Origin of the sequence: Leclercia sp. UBA1284, from assembly GCF_002308415.1 — a bacterium.
Classification (GTDB): Bacteria; Pseudomonadota; Gammaproteobacteria; order Enterobacterales; family Enterobacteriaceae; genus Enterobacter; species Enterobacter pneumoniae.
Genome location: NZ_DBUS01000006.1, coordinates 1,229,361 through 1,244,456 on the forward strand (window position 1 = coordinate 1,229,361; position 15,096 = coordinate 1,244,456).

17 protein-coding genes are annotated in these 15,096 nt (G+C 55.8%); 10 read left to right on the forward strand and 7 right to left on the reverse strand.

Features of this window, described 5'->3' with window-relative positions; translation table 11 throughout:
- Positions 1-31: 31 nt before the first annotated feature.
- From B3511_RS09175 to ftrA, 3 genes are all read right to left on the reverse strand, one after another.
- Positions 32-322 (reverse strand): Bor family protein, encoded by a 291-nt coding sequence (locus B3511_RS09175; protein WP_166182385.1) that lies wholly within the window; start codon positions 320-322, stop codon positions 32-34.
- A gap of 384 nt (positions 323-706) precedes the next feature.
- On the reverse strand, positions 707-1,375 hold the full coding sequence (locus B3511_RS09180; protein ID WP_286781897.1) for an SOS response-associated peptidase: 669 nt from the start codon (positions 1,373-1,375) through the stop codon (positions 707-709).
- 269 nt (positions 1,376-1,644) lie between these two features.
- Positions 1,645-2,637 carry a transcriptional regulator FtrA gene (gene ftrA / locus B3511_RS09185; RefSeq protein WP_286783672.1) on the reverse strand — a complete coding sequence of 331 codons (993 nt, stop codon included), beginning with the start codon at positions 2,635-2,637 and terminating at the stop codon, positions 1,645-1,647.
- Positions 2,638-2,705: 68 nt separating this feature from the next.
- On the opposite strand from ftrA, the gene B3511_RS09190 reads away from it, so the two are divergent.
- The 8 genes from B3511_RS09190 to zinT all read left to right on the forward strand — a co-directional run bounded on the left by B3511_RS09190 (position 2,706) and on the right by zinT (position 10,720).
- The gene (locus B3511_RS09190; protein ID WP_286781899.1) at positions 2,706-3,104 is read left to right on the forward strand and encodes a rhodanese-like domain-containing protein; all 399 of its coding nucleotides are present in this window, start codon (positions 2,706-2,708) and stop codon (positions 3,102-3,104) included.
- 162 nt (positions 3,105-3,266) lie between these two features.
- The gene (locus B3511_RS09195; protein ID WP_046885592.1) at positions 3,267-4,370 is read left to right on the forward strand and encodes a cobalamin-independent methionine synthase II family protein; all 1,104 of its coding nucleotides are present in this window, start codon (positions 3,267-3,269) and stop codon (positions 4,368-4,370) included.
- A gap of 197 nt (positions 4,371-4,567) precedes the next feature.
- Positions 4,568-5,839 (forward strand): urea ABC transporter substrate-binding protein, encoded by a 1,272-nt coding sequence (urtA, locus tag B3511_RS09200; RefSeq protein WP_286781901.1) that lies wholly within the window; start codon positions 4,568-4,570, stop codon positions 5,837-5,839.
- Positions 5,840-5,856: 17 nt separating this feature from the next.
- Positions 5,857-7,431 carry an urea ABC transporter permease subunit UrtB gene (urtB, locus tag B3511_RS09205; protein WP_286781903.1) on the forward strand — a complete coding sequence of 525 codons (1,575 nt, stop codon included), beginning with the start codon at positions 5,857-5,859 and terminating at the stop codon, positions 7,429-7,431.
- Complete coding sequence (gene urtC / locus B3511_RS09210; protein WP_286781905.1) at positions 7,431-8,504, forward strand: urea ABC transporter permease subunit UrtC; 1,074 nt, start codon at positions 7,431-7,433, stop codon at positions 8,502-8,504. Before urtB ends, urtC begins: the two co-directional genes overlap by 1 nt.
- Positions 8,504-9,301, forward strand: a complete 798-nt coding sequence (urtD, locus tag B3511_RS09215) for an urea ABC transporter ATP-binding protein UrtD (protein WP_286781907.1) — start codon at positions 8,504-8,506, stop codon at positions 9,299-9,301. The genes urtC and urtD overlap by 1 nt, the downstream gene beginning before the upstream one ends.
- 10 nt (positions 9,302-9,311) lie before the next feature.
- Positions 9,312-10,010, forward strand: coding sequence for an urea ABC transporter ATP-binding subunit UrtE (urtE, locus tag B3511_RS09220; protein WP_040075764.1), 699 nt, complete (start codon positions 9,312-9,314; stop codon positions 10,008-10,010).
- A gap of 68 nt (positions 10,011-10,078) precedes the next feature.
- Entirely contained in the window at positions 10,079-10,720 is a 642-nt protein-coding gene (zinT, locus tag B3511_RS09225) for a metal-binding protein ZinT (RefSeq protein ID WP_286781909.1), read from the forward strand.
- A 33-nt stretch (positions 10,721-10,753) separates the two neighbouring features.
- On the opposite strand, the gene ydeE is transcribed toward zinT, so the two are convergent.
- Positions 10,754-11,950, reverse strand: a complete 1,197-nt coding sequence (gene ydeE, locus B3511_RS09230; protein WP_286781911.1) for an efflux MFS transporter YdeE — start codon at positions 11,948-11,950, stop codon at positions 10,754-10,756.
- Between the two features lie 193 nt (positions 11,951-12,143).
- Between ydeE and eamA the strand changes: the two genes are divergently transcribed.
- On the forward strand, positions 12,144-13,043 hold the full coding sequence (eamA, locus tag B3511_RS09235; RefSeq protein ID WP_046885599.1) for an O-acetylserine/cysteine exporter: 900 nt from the start codon (positions 12,144-12,146) through the stop codon (positions 13,041-13,043).
- Between the two features lie 33 nt (positions 13,044-13,076).
- On the opposite strand, the gene marB is transcribed toward eamA, so the two are convergent.
- From marB to marR, 3 genes are read right to left on the reverse strand one after another with little or no spacing between them, the layout of a single operon-like run.
- Positions 13,077-13,292: a multiple antibiotic resistance protein MarB gene (gene marB, locus B3511_RS09240; protein ID WP_046885600.1), complete on the reverse strand. Its 216-nt coding sequence runs from the start codon at positions 13,290-13,292 to the stop codon at positions 13,077-13,079.
- Between the two features lie 28 nt (positions 13,293-13,320).
- Positions 13,321-13,704 (reverse strand): MDR efflux pump AcrAB transcriptional activator MarA, encoded by a 384-nt coding sequence (marA, locus tag B3511_RS09245; protein WP_154298843.1) that lies wholly within the window; start codon positions 13,702-13,704, stop codon positions 13,321-13,323.
- Positions 13,705-13,722: 18 nt separating this feature from the next.
- On the reverse strand, positions 13,723-14,157 hold the full coding sequence (gene marR, locus B3511_RS09250) for a multiple antibiotic resistance transcriptional regulator MarR (protein WP_046885601.1): 435 nt from the start codon (positions 14,155-14,157) through the stop codon (positions 13,723-13,725).
- Between the two features lie 257 nt (positions 14,158-14,414).
- Between marR and B3511_RS09255 the strand changes: the two genes are divergently transcribed.
- Positions 14,415-15,080, forward strand: coding sequence for a MarC family NAAT transporter (locus tag B3511_RS09255; RefSeq protein ID WP_286781914.1), 666 nt, complete (start codon positions 14,415-14,417; stop codon positions 15,078-15,080).
- Positions 15,081-15,096: the final 16 nt, after the last annotated feature.

Below are 15,096 nucleotides of genomic sequence, written 5' to 3' on the forward strand. Positions count from 1 at the left end.
TCAGCGGGAGAATATCCCGCTGACTGAACGCTTATTTAGCGCAATACACGCGCGCTTCACGCGGGGTGTAAATACCGAAAGTCACAACCCCCAGCAGGCCATTAACGAAAGTCTGCTGAACTTCGGTACGAACAACTTTGTCCGCAGAGCCACAAACTTGTGCTGCATCGATCTGTTTAGACTGACCAATGCCGCTAACGAAGAAGTGATGAGTGGTCACTTTCTGCGGTGCAAAGGTAGTTCCTTTGTTTACAGAGAAAGATTGTTGTGCGCAGCCAGATACCGCCCCTGCAATGAGCGCAACCATAATTAACTTTTTCATAATTGACCTTGTTGTAAGTTTAATGCCAAAAAATGATGACATATTTTAGAATCAATAGCATATCAGACCAGTAGACCAACAAGATATTATTAATGTGTACCTGAAGACCGCGATGAGCAAACTTTATTCAATCAAGTGTTTCAATTGCAGATAAGTCAACCCAGCGGCCTTAAAAGTCGCGCAGTTATATGTCATAGAATTAATCTTTATTAACTAAACGCAAATCAGACTGAAGAGATAATAAAATATTTCGTGTCAAGCTACCTTTATTTGGTAATCGTGCTGGCGGGATTATTTCGGAATTCATTCAGGAAGCAGCGCGTAAAAAAGATGATTTATTATAACCGGAACGTCACGATGTTTAGATATCGCTTTTAATTAAGATCACAGTGCCTCAATAAGCTCGGGCCCCTGATTCTTCACATTCCCTACGGCGCGCGTTACGGCGTGCCAGATAAACTTATCGGCGGGCACGGCGCCGTCGGCAATAATGGCTTCCGCTTCTTTGCCGCTGAGATCCTGACGCATCCACGCCCGGGCCGCGTCGGGCGACAGAACCAGTGGCCGGCGATCGTGGATATCGATTAACCCTTCATCGGCGGCGGAGGTAACAATCACAAAACCCTCGGCCTCGTCACCCCGTTCAAACGGCGCACTGCCAATTGCCGCCATAAATATTGGCTGACCATCAGCGCGGTGGATAAACCAGGGCTGTTTTTTATTACCCTCTCTCTTCCACTCAAACCACCCATCTGCGAAGCAGATCGCCCGTCCATGCTGCCATAGGGGCTTGAACATCCTGCTGGTGGCCGCCGTCTCAACGCGAGCATTAATCAGCGGCGGCTTATTCCACCACCCCGGCGCGTAACCCCAGAAAACGGGATCGAGGTGTAATTGTGAATCGCGTTCGCTGAGTAACAAGACTTTCGTTCCCGGCGCCACGTTATAACGGCCGATTGGAACTGGATCGTACGCGATATCACGCTCGGCTTCGTCGGCAAGAAACGCCAGGTACGCTTCCCGGGTTTGGGCTTGTGCAAAACGTCCACACATAGAAACCTCCTTTAAGGTTAGGTGTTTTCGCCAGTACTCTGTAGTGACTCAGGCCCCGGGTAGAAAATGGCAGATTCTCACTCTGTTAGCCATCACGCCGGGGCAGCTCCGCTCTTTGTGCGCCGTTTACCTCTCATTTACTTTCTCCATGATAGCGTATTAAACGATCCGCAACCCGGCACGGAATACCGGGAACGTAGATACCAAAACACAAAATCTATCCATGCAAGCATTTACCGCCAGTCTCTGGCGGTTTTTTTTGCCTGCTTTCACGAACAGAATTGTTTGCGGTACTGGGCAGGCGACAGGGCAAAGTGCTGACGGAAGTGATGGCGCAACGTAGCGGTATTACCGAAGCCCGTCTGTTCGGCGATACGGTCAATACTGAGGCGGCTGTTCTCCAGAAACTCTTTGGCGCGGGTCAGGCGTTCATTCAGCAGCCAGCGGGCAGGGGTGGTACCGGTCGCCTCCTGAAAACGTCGCAGAAACGTACGCTGGCTCATCCCCACGCGCTGGGCGAGGGAGCCCACCGTATGCCCCAGGGTAAGATGCTGATGCAGGTAATCGAATAACTGCCCCAGCCGTTGGCTTTCACGCAGTTGTGCCACGGGGCGGCTAAGCTGCTGGGTCTGAGAACCATCGCGATGGGGCGGGATCACCAGGCGGCGCGCGACCTCATTAGCCGCCTCCATGCCATAATCACGTCGCACCACGTGCAGGCATAGATCAATACCCGCAGCGCTCCCCGCGGACGTCAGCAGTTGCCCCTCGTCCTGATACAGCACATCTTCCACCACGTTAATGCGCGGAAAGCGGCTCTTCAGGGTTTGGGTATAGCGCCAGTGCGTGGTTGCGCGCTGGCCATTCAGTAGCCCCGCAGCGGCCAGCACAAAGACGCCTGAGCAAATAGAGAGCAGATGACAGCCTCGCTGCTGCGCCTGTTGCAGGGCTTCGCACAGCGCTGACGGCACCGGGCTCTCTACGCCACGCCAGCCAGGAACGACAATCAAATCCGCCTCCTGCAGCAGCGACAGGTCACCATCGGCGACCATGCGGATCCCGCCCGTAGCCCGTAGCTCGCCGCCATCCACAGATGCCACGGCAAAGCGATACCAGTTCTCGCCCATTTCCGGGCGCGGCAGGCCGAAGATCTCCACCGCCACGCCAAACTCAAAAGTACAGAGGCCGTCATAGGCCAGTGCCACCACACGCGGGCGCGCAATATGTCTTAAGTTTGTCATCTTTTTGCTGTTTTCTGGCATAGGTGCTGGCATTCACAGGCATCGTCTCTCGTTACTCTAGTGTTAACACAGACACACAGGAGAAAGCCATGAGTTATGTTACCGAGTTCCCCGTCGCCGAGCCGCAAGAAGCGGTCGCCCATTTTCTGCGTCGCCTGAGCGTAGAGACCGACTGCGCGGATGTGCACCATGCCCTGAGCAATGGTCAGCAGGATTTCGTGTTACTGCACGTCGTCGGGCAGGCGGCGCATTTTGCCCATCGCCACCTGCCGGGTGCCATCCATTTACCCTGGTCGCAAATCACCGCCGAAAAGATGGCTCAGTGGCCGGAGGGTACGCTGTTCGTCGTTTACTGTGCCGGGCCGCATTGTAACGGAGCCGATCGCGCGGCGCTGAAACTCGCCCGGCTGGGACTGCCGGTAAAGATCATGCTGGGGGGGATCACCGGCTGGGAGGATGAAAATTTCGCCTTCGCCAGCGGCGACTGAGTGCAACATGAATTTTATTCAACACACATGAATTTTTCTCGTTTGCCGTGGCGGGTCGCATGTGACATCTTTTTTGGACATTTAGACATCCAGAAGTCTAAAGATTCATAAGATGAATTATCACTGTCGGCAATCATCTGCCGACAGATAAAGGAGAAAAGCATGCAGCGACATAACGCCCCATACCGCGCCGACGTAGTTGGCAGTTTCTTACGCCCTGACGCCATTAAAGAAGCGCGGGTGAAATTTGCCAACGGTGAGATTGATGCCAGCGCGCTGCGTGCCATAGAGAATGACGCCATCCGCCATGTTGTTGAGCAGCAGTGCGCCTGCGGCCTGCACGTAGTGACAGATGGTGAATTCCGTCGCGCCTGGTGGCACTTCGATTTCTTTGACGGTCTGCAGGGTGTGGAGCGTTACGATTCCAGCCAGGGTATTCAGTTCAACGGCGTGCAGACTAAAGCCCACGGCGTGCGGGTTACCGGCAAACTGGGCTTTGGCGCGCACCCAATGCTGGAAGATTTCCGCTACCTGAAAAGCATTAGCGGTGAAGCGCAGCCAAAAATGACTATCCCCAGCCCAAGCGTGCTGCACTTCCGTGGCGGTCGCAAAGATATCGATGCCACCGTCTATCCTGAACTGGATGCCTATTTTGACGATCTGGCCACCACCTGGCGCGATGCGATCCACGCCTTCTATGAGGCAGGCTGCCGCTATCTGCAACTGGATGACACCGTCTGGGCCTATCTCTGCTCCGACGACCAGCGTCGGCAGATCATCGAACGCGGTGACGACCCCGAGCAACTGGCCCGCACCTATGCGCGTGTTCTGAACAAAGCGCTGGAGGGCAAGCCCGACGACCTCACCATCGGCCTGCACGTTTGTCGCGGTAACTTCCGTTCAACCTGGATCTCGGAGGGCGGCTACGAGCCGGTGGCCGAAGTTCTGTTTGGCACGGTGAACGTTGACGCTTTCTTCCTGGAGTACGATAACGATCGCAGCGGCGATTTTGCCCCCCTTCGTTTCGTCCGTCCGGGCAAGCAGCAGGTTGTGCTGGGTCTGATCACGACCAAAAACGGCGAGCTGGAGAACCCAGAAGGGGTGAAAGCGCGTCTGGAAGAGGCGAGCCAGTATGTGGCTAAAGATCAAATCTGCCTCAGCCCGCAGTGCGGGTTTGCATCAACGGAAGAGGGCAATAGCCTGACCGAGGCACAACAGTGGGACAAGGTTCGCCTGGTCACCCGCATCGCCAGCGAAGTCTGGTAAAAAATGAGGCACAGCGTTGCACTTATTTAATGCAACGCTGTGCCGCTGCACCATCTCCATCCGTCAAACCTCGCTAAACCCGCACGCTGTCAACCTGGCATCCTTTTTGCTCATTCACTTCTGAACTGATGTTTTGCTCTTTCTACGTCCTGTCGTCGCGGACGATTTCGCACAGCTTTCATTTCAGGAGTAAAAATATGCACCGTCGTACCTTAATAAAAGTTTTTGCTCTCTCCGCCTCTGTGGTGGCCATGGGGATGAGTTTCAGCGTTCAGGCCGCTGAAACGATCAAAGTCGGCATCATGCACTCACTCTCCGGCACGATGGCTATTTCTGAAACGCCGCTGAAAGACGTGGCGTTAATGACTATTGATGAAATTAACGCCAAAGGGGGAGTACTGGGCAAAAAGCTGGAGCCGGTGGTGGTGGATCCCGCCTCGAACTGGCCGCTGTTTGCTGAAAAAGCGCGCCAACTGCTGAGCCAGGATAAGGTTGCCGCGGTGTTCGGCTGCTGGACCTCGGTCTCGCGTAAATCGGTTCTGCCGGTATTTGAAGAGCTGAACGGCCTGCTTTTCTATCCGGTCCAGTACGAAGGGGAAGAGATGTCGCCGAACGTTTTCTACACCGGCGCGGCACCTAACCAGCAGGCGATCCCGGCGGTGGAGTATCTGTTGGGTGAAGATGGCGGCAGCGCGAAGCGCTTCTTCCTGCTGGGTACCGACTACGTCTATCCACGCACCACTAACAAAATCCTGCGCGCTTATCTGCACTCGAAAGGGGTTCAGGATAAAGATATTGAAGAGGTCTATACGCCCTTTGGTCACAGCGACTACCAGACCATCGTCTCCAGTATCAAAAAATTCGCCGCTGGCGGCAAAACCGCAGTGGTCTCTACCATTAACGGCGACTCTAACGTTCCCTTCTACAAAGAGCTGGCGAACCAGGGGGTAAAAGCTACCGACGTGCCGGTCGTCGCCTTCTCGGTCGGGGAAGAGGAGCTGCGCGGTATTGATACCAAACCGCTGGTGGGGAATCTGGCCGCCTGGAACTATTTCGAATCGGTCGATAACGCTGACAACCAGCAGTTTGTGGCCGCGTATAAAGCCTACGCCAAAGCGCATAAGCTGCCGAACGCCGATACCGTGGTCACCAATGACCCGATGGAAGCCACCTATGTGGGGATCCATATGTGGGCTCAGGCGGTTGAGAAGGCCGGTACCACCGACGTGGATAAAGTCCGTGCCGCCATGGCGGGCCAGTCCTTTAAAGCGCCGTCTGGCTTCACCCTGACCATGGATGAAACCAACCACCACCTCCATAAGCCAGTGATGATCGGTGAGATCAAAGATAACGGTCAGTTCAACGTGGTCTGGCAGACCGATGCCACGGTGCGCGCTCAGCCATGGAGCCCGTTTATCGCCGGTAACGATAAAAAACCCGACACCCCTATCAAAACCGCCAGTAACTAAATTCAGGGAGATCAGCCATGAGCATGCTGCGCTTACTCATCGCCATCATGTGGCTTGCCGGGCTGGTGCCAGGGATGGCGCAGGCAACGGACGCCGATACCTTTGTTGCCGCCAGCCGCAGCCAGCAGGCGGTACTGCTCGGGGAGTGGGCAACAACGCCGGACCCCGCCAGGCTGCCGCTGTTACAGGCACTGCAACAGGAGAGTCTTTACGTCGATGCAAAGAAACACGCCTTTACCCGCAACAACGGGCGCTATGACACCCTGGGCAGCGCCGCGACGCCGCAGGGGCAGCCTAAAGCGGTGCGGCTGACTAACCGTCTACGTATTGCCGCCGCCACCGCGCTGGCAACCCATCAGCTTATCAGTGACAACGTCACGGATCGTCTTGCTGCGGCAAAGTTGCTGCAGCGGGATGCCCAGCCCGCGATGCTGGGTTTTATGCAGCAGCGGCTGAACGCCGAGCTAAACGAGGCGTTACGCCAGGCGCTCAATCTGGCGATTGCCCGCCTGCAACTGTCCAGCCCACAGGCAGAAGTGCGCCGCCAGGCCGTGACCGCGCTGGGTGAGGCGGACGACGCCGGGGCGCAGGCGCTGCTTACGCCCTACACGCAGGCGCAAACCGAACCCGATGCCAGCGTACGCGCGGCGGCAAGCCACAGTCTGAAGCAGATTGAGCGTCGGCTGATGATAGGCGATCTTCTGGGCCAGGCCTTTATGGGGCTGTCACTCGGCTCCATTTTACTGCTGGCGGCGCTCGGGCTGGCGATCACCTATGGCCTGCTGGGGGTGATCAATATGGCGCATGGCGAAATGCTGATGCTGGGCGCGTACGCCACCTGGATTGTGCAGCAGGCGATGGCGCAATTCACGCCTCAGTGGCTGGCGCTCTATCCGCTGGTGGCGCTGCCGGTCGCCTTTCTGCTGACTGCCGGGATTGGGATGGCGCTGGAGCGCACGGTGATCCGCCATCTGTATGGCCGTCCGCTGGAGACGCTGCTCGCCACCTGGGGCATCAGCCTGATGCTGATCCAGCTGGTGCGAATGGGGTTTGGGGCGCAAAACCTCGAAGTCGCGAACCCCGGCTGGCTCTCCGGCGGGGTACAGGTTTTTGCCAACCTGATATTGCCGTGGAACCGCATTGTCGTGCTGGTGTTTGTCATGATGGTGCTGTTCTTCACCTGGCTGGTGCTGAACAAAACGCGTCTCGGGCTCAACGTCCGGGCAGTCACGCAAAACCGCAATATGGCCGCCTGCTGCGGAGTGCCCACCGGGCGGGTCGATATGCTGGCGTTTGGCCTCGGTTCCGGCATTGCCGGGCTGGGCGGCGTGGCGCTTTCGCAACTGGGCAACGTCGGTCCTGAATTGGGTCAGGGCTATATCATCGACTCCTTCCTGGTGGTTGTACTCGGGGGCGTCGGACAGCTGGCAGGTAGCGTCGCGGCCGCGTTCGGGCTGGGTATCTTCAATAAAATTCTGGAACCGCAGATGGGCGCCGTGCTGGGCAAAATACTCATCCTGGTGGCGATTATTCTGTTTATCCAGAAACGGCCGCAGGGTCTGTTTGCACTGAAAGGGAGGGTAATTGACTAATGAGCCAGCCACTGACATTAACCCTGGCGCGCAAAGCGCCACGTACCGCACCGATTGTCGGCAGTCTGCTATTGGCGGCGCTCCTGGTGCTGCCCTTTCTGTCGCTCTTGCCGGCCACCCATCCGCTGGCAGTATCGACCTGGATGTTGACCCTGGTTGGCAAAATTCTCTGCTACGCCATCGTAGCGGTGGCCCTCGATCTGGTCTGGGGTTACGCGGGCATGTTGTCGCTGGGGCACGGGATCTTCTTCGCCCTCGGCGGGTATGCCATGGGTATGTACCTGATGCGTCAGGCCTCGGGCGATGCGTTGCCCGCTTTTATGTCGTTTCTTTCCTGGAACGAGTTACCCTGGTTCTGGTGGGGGACGCAGCACTTTGCGTGGGCGCTGGCGCTGATTGTTCTGGCTCCCGGTCTGCTGGCGCTGGTATTCGGCTGGTTTGCCTTCCGGTCAAAGATCAAAGGGGTCTATTTCTCGATCATGACTCAGGCACTCACCTTTGCCGGAATGCTGCTCTTCTTTCGCAATGAAACCGGTTTTGGCGGCAACAACGGCTTCACCGGTTTTACCACGCTGCTGGGCTTCCCGGTCACCGCCATCTCGACGCGCATTACACTGTTTCTTGCCACCGTGCAGCTGCTGGCCGCCTCGCTGGCTATCGGCTATGCGCTGGCGAAAAGCAAGTTTGGCCGCATTTTGACGGCGGTACGCGACGCGGAAAACCGCCTTACCTTCTGCGGTTACGATCCGCGCGGCTTTAAGCTGCTGGTCTGGACTCTCTCGGCCGTCCTCTGCGGGCTGGCAGGTGCGCTATATGTGCCGCAGGTGGGCATCATCAACCCCAGCGAAATGTCGCCCACAAACTCCATTGAGGCCGCCATCTGGGTGGCGCTGGGCGGGCGCGGCACGCTCATTGGCCCGGTGATCGGGGCGGCGCTGGTCAACGGAGCTAAAAGCGTCTTTACCGTGGCGATGCCGGAATACTGGCAGCTGTTCCTCGGCCTGATTTTCATCGCCGTCACGCTGTTCTTGCCGCGCGGCGTGATTGGCCTGTTACGTAAGGGAGAAAAATAATGCAGCCCGCCGAAACCCTCTTTACCCGCCAGCTGCCGGGGGATCGCTTCCGCGACCAGACCGACCCGGTCCTGCAGCTGGAAAACATTACCGTCAGCTTCGATGGCTTTAAAGCCCTGAGCGATCTCTCGCTCAATATTGGCGTGGGCGAGCTGCGTTGCGTAATCGGTCCCAACGGGGCGGGCAAAACCACGCTGATGGATGTGATTACCGGCAAAACGCGCCCCCAGAGCGGGCGGGCCATTTATGATCAATCGACCGATCTCACCACCCTTGAGCCGATGATGATTGCCCGTCAGGGGATCGGGCGTAAGTTTCAAAAACCGACGGTCTTCGAGGCGCTTACCGTCTGGCAAAACCTTGAGCTGGCGATGAAGGGCGATAAAACGGTCTGGGCCAGCCTGCGGGCGCGTCTGAGCAGCGAGCAGGGGGACCGCATCAATGAGATGCTGGCGCTGCTGCGGCTGAACGCCGAGCGGGATCGTCTGGCAGGGCTCCTTTCGCACGGGCAGAAACAGTTTCTGGAGATTGGCATGTTGCTGGTGCAGGATCCGCATCTCCTTTTGCTGGACGAACCCGCCGCCGGCATGACCGATGCGGAAACAGAATACACGGCCGAGCTGTTTCGCACCCTTGCGGGGAAACACTCTCTGATGGTGGTAGAGCATGATATGGGGTTTGTTGAGACCATTGCCGATCACGTCACGGTGTTACATCAGGGGCGGGTCCTGGCGGAAGGATCGCTGCGTGACGTTCAGGCCAACGAACAGGTGATTGAAGTCTATCTTGGCCGCTAAGGAGCCAGCCATGCTACAGGTTAACGAACTGAATCAGTATTACGGCGGTAGTCATATCCTGCGCGGCGTGAGCTTCGAGGCGCATACCGGAGAGGTGACCTGCCTGTTGGGGCGTAACGGGGTGGGGAAAACCACTTTGCTGAAATGCCTGATGGGGCTGGTGCCCGCCCGCACTGGCGAGGTGTTCTGGCAGGGTAAAAAGATCACCAAAGCCTCGCCGCACCAGCGGGTACAGGCCGGGGTGGCCTATGTGCCGCAGGGACGGGAGATCTTCCCCCGCCTGACGGTGGAAGAGAACCTGCTGCTGGGGTTATCGCGCTTTCCGGCGCGTGAAGCGAAGCGGGTGCCAGACGATATCTGGCAGCTTTTCCCCGTTCTGCAGGAGATGAAACATCGCCGCGGCGGCGATCTCTCCGGCGGGCAGCAGCAGCAGCTGGCCATTGGCCGGGCGCTGGCCAGTCGGCCGCAGTTACTTATTCTGGATGAACCCACCGAGGGGATTCAACCTTCGGTAATCAAAGAGATTGGCCAGGTGATCCGCGAGCTGGCGAACCGGGGGGATATGGCCATTTTGCTGGTCGAGCAGTTTTATGATTTTGCCGCCGGGCTGGCGGACAGTTATCTGCTGATGTCGCGGGGAAGCATCATTCAGCGTGGCCGCGGCGAGAATATGGAGCAGGAGGGGGTACGCGGTCTGGTCGCCATTTAAAGGGCGTTGCGCTTAGTGATGTTATATTATAACATCCTCACTCTTTACAACGGAGTGAGGACATAAGAGTGGCTGGAAAGATTGGTAAACTTGCAATGACTTTGGGGGCGCTGTTAATGGGTGGGCAGGCCTGGGCCCATTCGCACGGTCATCAGATGACCGAAGCGGAACAGAAAGCGGCGAACGGCGTATTTGAAGATAAAGATGTGAAAGAGCGCCCGCTCTCCAACTGGGATGGCGTCTGGCAGTCGGTCTATCCGTTCCTGCTGAGCGGTGATTTAGACCCGGTATTCAAAAAGAAAGCGGAAAAAGAGAAGAGCAAATCTTTTGACGAGATTAAAGCCTATTACCGCACGGGTTATGCCACCGACGTAGAGACCATCGGGATTGAAAACAACGTGATGGAGTTCCACACCGGTAAGAACGTGAGCCGCTGCGAATACGTCTCTAACGGTTATAAAATCCTGACCTACGCGTCCGGTAAGAAGGGGGTACGTTATCTGTTCGAGTGTAAGGATGCCAGCAGCAAGGCGCCGAAGTTCGTTCAGTTCAGTGACCACACCATCGGCCCGCGTCAGTCAGCCCATTTCCATATCTTTATGGGCAACACCTCGCATGAAGCGCTGCTGAAAGAGATGGATAACTGGCCAACCTACTATCCGAACGAGATGTACAAAGAGCAGGTGGTTGACGAGATGCTGCACCACTAATTTCTACAAGGCGAGGGGATCCTCGCCTCTGTTTTATACGGTCTCAGGAACGTCACCCTGCCACGCCTTCACGTTCATCCCTCGCAGGATCATCAGCCAGGCAATAACGATCGCCACCATCATGATGGCAAACAGCGACCAGTGCGGCAGATGGGTGAGGATAATCCCGGTGATCATGGGGTTAAAGGCCGCGCCCAGCCAGCCCAGCGCCTGTGCGGAAAAGTAGCTGGCCTTCATCCCCGGCGGCGAGATATTGTCGATCAACATATATTCCCCCGGGGCATAGATAATCTCGCCGACGGTAAAGATCGCCGCCGCCACGCCCCAGTAAATCAGGTTATTGCCCGACACCATAAAGCCTGCCAGCCCCAGCACGAAAAAGAGCGTCCCCAGAGTCATTAGCGGGCGGATATTTTTACCCGTCAGCTTACGGCCAATCAGGTATTGCAAAGAGACCACCATCGCCGCGTTAACCGGCAGGACTACCGCCACCACCTGTTGGGCAAAGTCGCTGTCGTAATCGGCGGCCAGGACATACTGAGAGATACAGCTGGCGAAGGAGCCGCCCACGTAGGAGGCGAGCAGACCAGAGAGGGTATACCAGAACAGCGCCCGGTCTTTCAGCAGTATTGAAGGCTGCCAGGCGACGGGCGCGGATTCGCTGGCAGCGGCTTCGACACGCTGCACCCATAGCTGGATAAAGACCAGCGGCAGCGCGGCGCAGAGCGCCGCCAGCCAGAAGGGCAGTTGCAGGCTGTACATAACCAGCAGGGTGCCAATCGGCGGGCCGATGGTCCAGCCGATGTTAAGAAAGCTGTAATTGAGCGAGAAAATTTTCGCCTTTTGGCCAGGGGTAAGCACATCGGAAAACCAGGCCTTTAGCACGGTGGCGAAGACCGAGTAGGCGCAGTTAATCAGGGCAAAGAAGAGAACTACCAGGGTGACATTATCCACCAACGGAATGGCGATAAAGCCAAAGATAAATGCCGTAATGGAGACCAGCATATAGCGCTTTTTATCAAACTTATCCGCCAGGATGCCAAACCCCATACTGAACACCACGCCGATCGTCAGGGCCACCGTCAGCGCATACCCGATATTCTCCACGCTCATCGCATAGACGCGGGTGAGGTAGATGGTCATGAAAGGTAAGGTCGCGCCGCGTCCAATTGTTAATAACAATGACGAAGCCAGCAGCGCTGCGGTTGAGCGCCTGAGTGATGGTTTCATTATTCCTGCCCGACAATTGCTTATGATTATTTTGTTGTGTCTTATCAGGATTAACACGCCATAAGCGGCTTGTATAGCACCTAATTTATCCCTAAGTGCTTCGCCTGACTGCCAGAATTAATGATCTGTTCTTCACGCTTTTTTTTCGCTACTTTGGTTCTCTTTACAAAAATTTAATAAACAGGGGCAGAGTATGACGCGTAAAGACGGGCTGCTGGCGTTACTGGTGGTGGTCGTATGGGGGCTCAATTTTGTGGTCATCAAAGTTGGGCTGCACAATATGCCGCCCCTGATGCTGGCCGGGCTGCGTTTTCTGCTGGTAGCCTTTCCCGCGCTCTTTTTTGTCGCTCGCCCGCAGGTGCCGTTTCGTCTGCTGCTGGGCTACGGCCTGACCATCAGCTTTGGACAGTTCGCCTTTCTCTTTTGCGCGATTAACTTCGGTATGCCAGCCGGACTCGCCTCGCTGGTCCTTCAGGCCCAGGCTTTCTTCACCATTATTCTGGGGGCCGTAACCTTTGGCGAACGGCTGCAGGGCAAACAGCTGGCAGGGATCACGCTCGCGGTCTTTGGCGTACTGGTACTGGTAGAGTCCAGCCTGAATGGCCAGCACGTAGCGTTACTGGGCTTTATGCTCACCCTGGCGGCCGCCTTTAGCTGGGCCTGCGGAAACATTTTCAATAAAAAAATCATGCTGCTGGCGTCGCGCCCGCCGGTGATGTCGCTGGTGGTATGGAGTGCGCTGATCCCTATTCTGCCCTTTATGGTGGCCTCCTGGCTGCTGGATGGCCCACAGGCGATGCTGCAAAGTCTGGTGAATATCGATCTCACCACCATTTTGTCGTTGGTCTACCTGGCGTTTGTCGCCACCATTGTCGGATACGGCATCTGGGGAACGCTGCTGGGACGTTATGAGACCTGGCGCGTGGCACCGCTGTCGCTGCTGGTTCCTGTGGTAGGGCTGGCCTCTGCGGCGCTGCTGCTGGACGAGAAGCTGAGTGCACTGCAACTGCTGGGGGCGGTATTGATTATGGCGGGGCTTTATATCAACGTCTTTGGGTTTCGCTTTCGCCGGGCGGCGCAGGTAAGGGGCTAAAAAAAAACCCCGCAAGCGCGGGGCAAATACGAATTACAGGTCGTGGTTGTAGTACGGCACGCCTAATTCGTCGGATTTATCGCTGCCAGCGCCCATATGGTTAAAATCGAACGGCGACTGGTCATGTGCAGAAGGCAGGATCATCGCATCGCGATTATTCTGCTGCACAGCGCGGGGAGTTTGCTCCGCAAAGCTCTGGCCGGAGACCAGCACCAACAGGGTGAGGGCGGCGGAGATAAACAATTTCATGATTTCCTCGATACGTCTTGAAAGGCGATTAACAACTACAGTGGTTTAGCGGCATCAAATAACGAGATTCACCGTGCATATTGGTGATGCGATACTTGTGCGGCGGCACGTCGAAATAGTTTTTAAACGTGCGGGTCAGGGTCTGTTGCGATTCAAACCCATAACGCTCCGCCAGATACAAAATCGGCTCGTTGCTCTCTTTAAGCTTCTGGGCGATTTCCGTTAACTTGCGGCTGCGGATGTATTGACCTAATGAATGGCCTGTCTCTTTTTTAAACATCCGTTGCAGGTGCCACTTGGAATAACCTGAACGCTCAGACACCTTCTCAAGTGAGAGCGGCGATTCCAGGTTATCTTCGATCCAGTCCAAAATGCTATGAATTGTAATAGCGTCAGTATTGCGTCTGGACATCGTCATACCTCTTTCTGTTTACGGCAGGATTTTCTTAAGCAAATGCTCAAGAGTTGCCACTTCATCCGCCGTTAAGTTTTTTGTTAGTTCCTGGTGTAATTCTTGCCCTACTAATTGATGACATTGCTCACACATTGCTGCGCCGTCGCTGGTCAACTGCACCAGTACGCCGCGTTTGTCATTCGGGTTAGGGCGTCTTTCAATCCATCCTTTGCAGACCAGTCGATCCATCATGCGCGTCAGGGCGCCAAGATCGACGGATAAGACCTTTTTGAGCTCAACCGGCGTGATACACCCTTCGCAACGCACAGAACAAAGGACTTTGAACTGGGTGGCAGTGATGTCCAGCGGCGACAAATAGTCATTGAGCAAGCGGTCTTTTTTTTGGTTAACCATATAGATAAGGCGACCCAGTGGGATAATTTCGTTGAAGAGATCACTGGTGCTTTTCACAATGGTTGCCCTGGCAAGTAGTTTAATCACGGCAGATATTATTGCTCAGGCAAGTATAAGTCAACTGAATGTATTCCCCGATGCCACGATTTGCTAAAACGTTTCATGAACTTTTTTTTAGCTTTTTCAAATCAATTACATAACTGAAGATTATTTATCACCGGGCGTAAATAGTCAGAATTGGCGCGCCGTAGCCTAAACCCGCTTTAACACCGTATACTTCCAGAGTTGATGAATGGAAAAGGATGACACGCACTATGGTAGAGCTCTTACAAGCCATCGGTCTTGGGCTGGTGGTCCTGCTGCCGCTGGCAAACCCGTTAACGACCGTGGCGCTCTTTCTGGGTCTTGCGGGGGACATGAACAGCGCGGAACGTAACCAACAGTCTCTGATGGCCTCGGTTTACGTCTTTGCAATCATGATGGTGGCTTACTACGCCGGACAGCTGGTGATGAACACCTTTGGGATCTCGATTCCTGGCCTGCGTATCGCCGGGGGCCTGATTGTGGCCTTTATCGGTTTCCGTATGCTCTTTCCGGCGCAAAAAGCGCACGAAAGCCCGGAGGCAAGAAGCAAATCGGAAGAGCTGGAGGATAAACCTGGTGCGAATATCGCCTTTGTTCCCCTGGCGATGCCCAGCACGGCCGGGCCGGGTACCATCGCGATGATCATCAGTTCCGCCTCCACCGTGCGCGATAATACAACCTTTCCTGACTGGGTCATCATGGTGGCCCCACCGCTGATCTTTGCGCTGGTAGGCGTCATTTTATGGGCCAGCCTGCGCAGCTCGGGCGCCATTATGCGCTGGGTAGGTAAGGGCGGGATCGAGGCTATCTCGCGGCTGATGGGCTTCCTGCTGGTCTGTATGGGCGTGCAGTTCATCATTAATGGCGTGCTGGAAATTATTAAGACCTATCACTAATAAAAAAGGGTGGCTT

Coding starts and splice junctions, on each gene's coding strand:
- ftrA (WP_286783672.1), bottom strand. CDS start 2,637: ATGCCAGAAAACAGCAAAAAGATGACAAACTTAAGACATATTGCGCGC.
- marB (WP_046885600.1), bottom strand. CDS start 13,292: ATGAAATTGTTTATCTCCGCCGCCCTCACCCTGTTGGTGCTGGTCTCC.
- urtC (WP_286781905.1), top strand. CDS start 7,431: ATGAGCCAGCCACTGACATTAACCCTGGCGCGCAAAGCGCCACGTACC.
- B3511_RS09195 (WP_046885592.1), top strand. CDS start 3,267: ATGCAGCGACATAACGCCCCATACCGCGCCGACGTAGTTGGCAGTTTC.
- urtE (WP_040075764.1), top strand. CDS start 9,312: ATGCTACAGGTTAACGAACTGAATCAGTATTACGGCGGTAGTCATATC.
- ydeE (WP_286781911.1), bottom strand. CDS start 11,950: ATGAAACCATCACTCAGGCGCTCAACCGCAGCGCTGCTGGCTTCGTCA.
- B3511_RS09180 (WP_286781897.1), bottom strand. CDS start 1,375: ATGTGTGGACGTTTTGCACAAGCCCAAACCCGGGAAGCGTACCTGGCG.
- urtB (WP_286781903.1), top strand. CDS start 5,857: ATGAGCATGCTGCGCTTACTCATCGCCATCATGTGGCTTGCCGGGCTG.
- B3511_RS09175 (WP_166182385.1), bottom strand. CDS start 322: ATGAAAAAGTTAATTATGGTTGCGCTCATTGCAGGGGCGGTATCTGGC.
- urtD (WP_286781907.1), top strand. CDS start 8,504: ATGCAGCCCGCCGAAACCCTCTTTACCCGCCAGCTGCCGGGGGATCGC.
- urtA (WP_286781901.1), top strand. CDS start 4,568: ATGCACCGTCGTACCTTAATAAAAGTTTTTGCTCTCTCCGCCTCTGTG.
- eamA (WP_046885599.1), top strand. CDS start 12,144: ATGACGCGTAAAGACGGGCTGCTGGCGTTACTGGTGGTGGTCGTATGG.
- B3511_RS09190 (WP_286781899.1), top strand. CDS start 2,706: ATGAGTTATGTTACCGAGTTCCCCGTCGCCGAGCCGCAAGAAGCGGTC.
- B3511_RS09255 (WP_286781914.1), top strand. CDS start 14,415: ATGGTAGAGCTCTTACAAGCCATCGGTCTTGGGCTGGTGGTCCTGCTG.
- marA (WP_154298843.1), bottom strand. CDS start 13,704: ATGTCCAGACGCAATACTGACGCTATTACAATTCATAGCATTTTGGAC.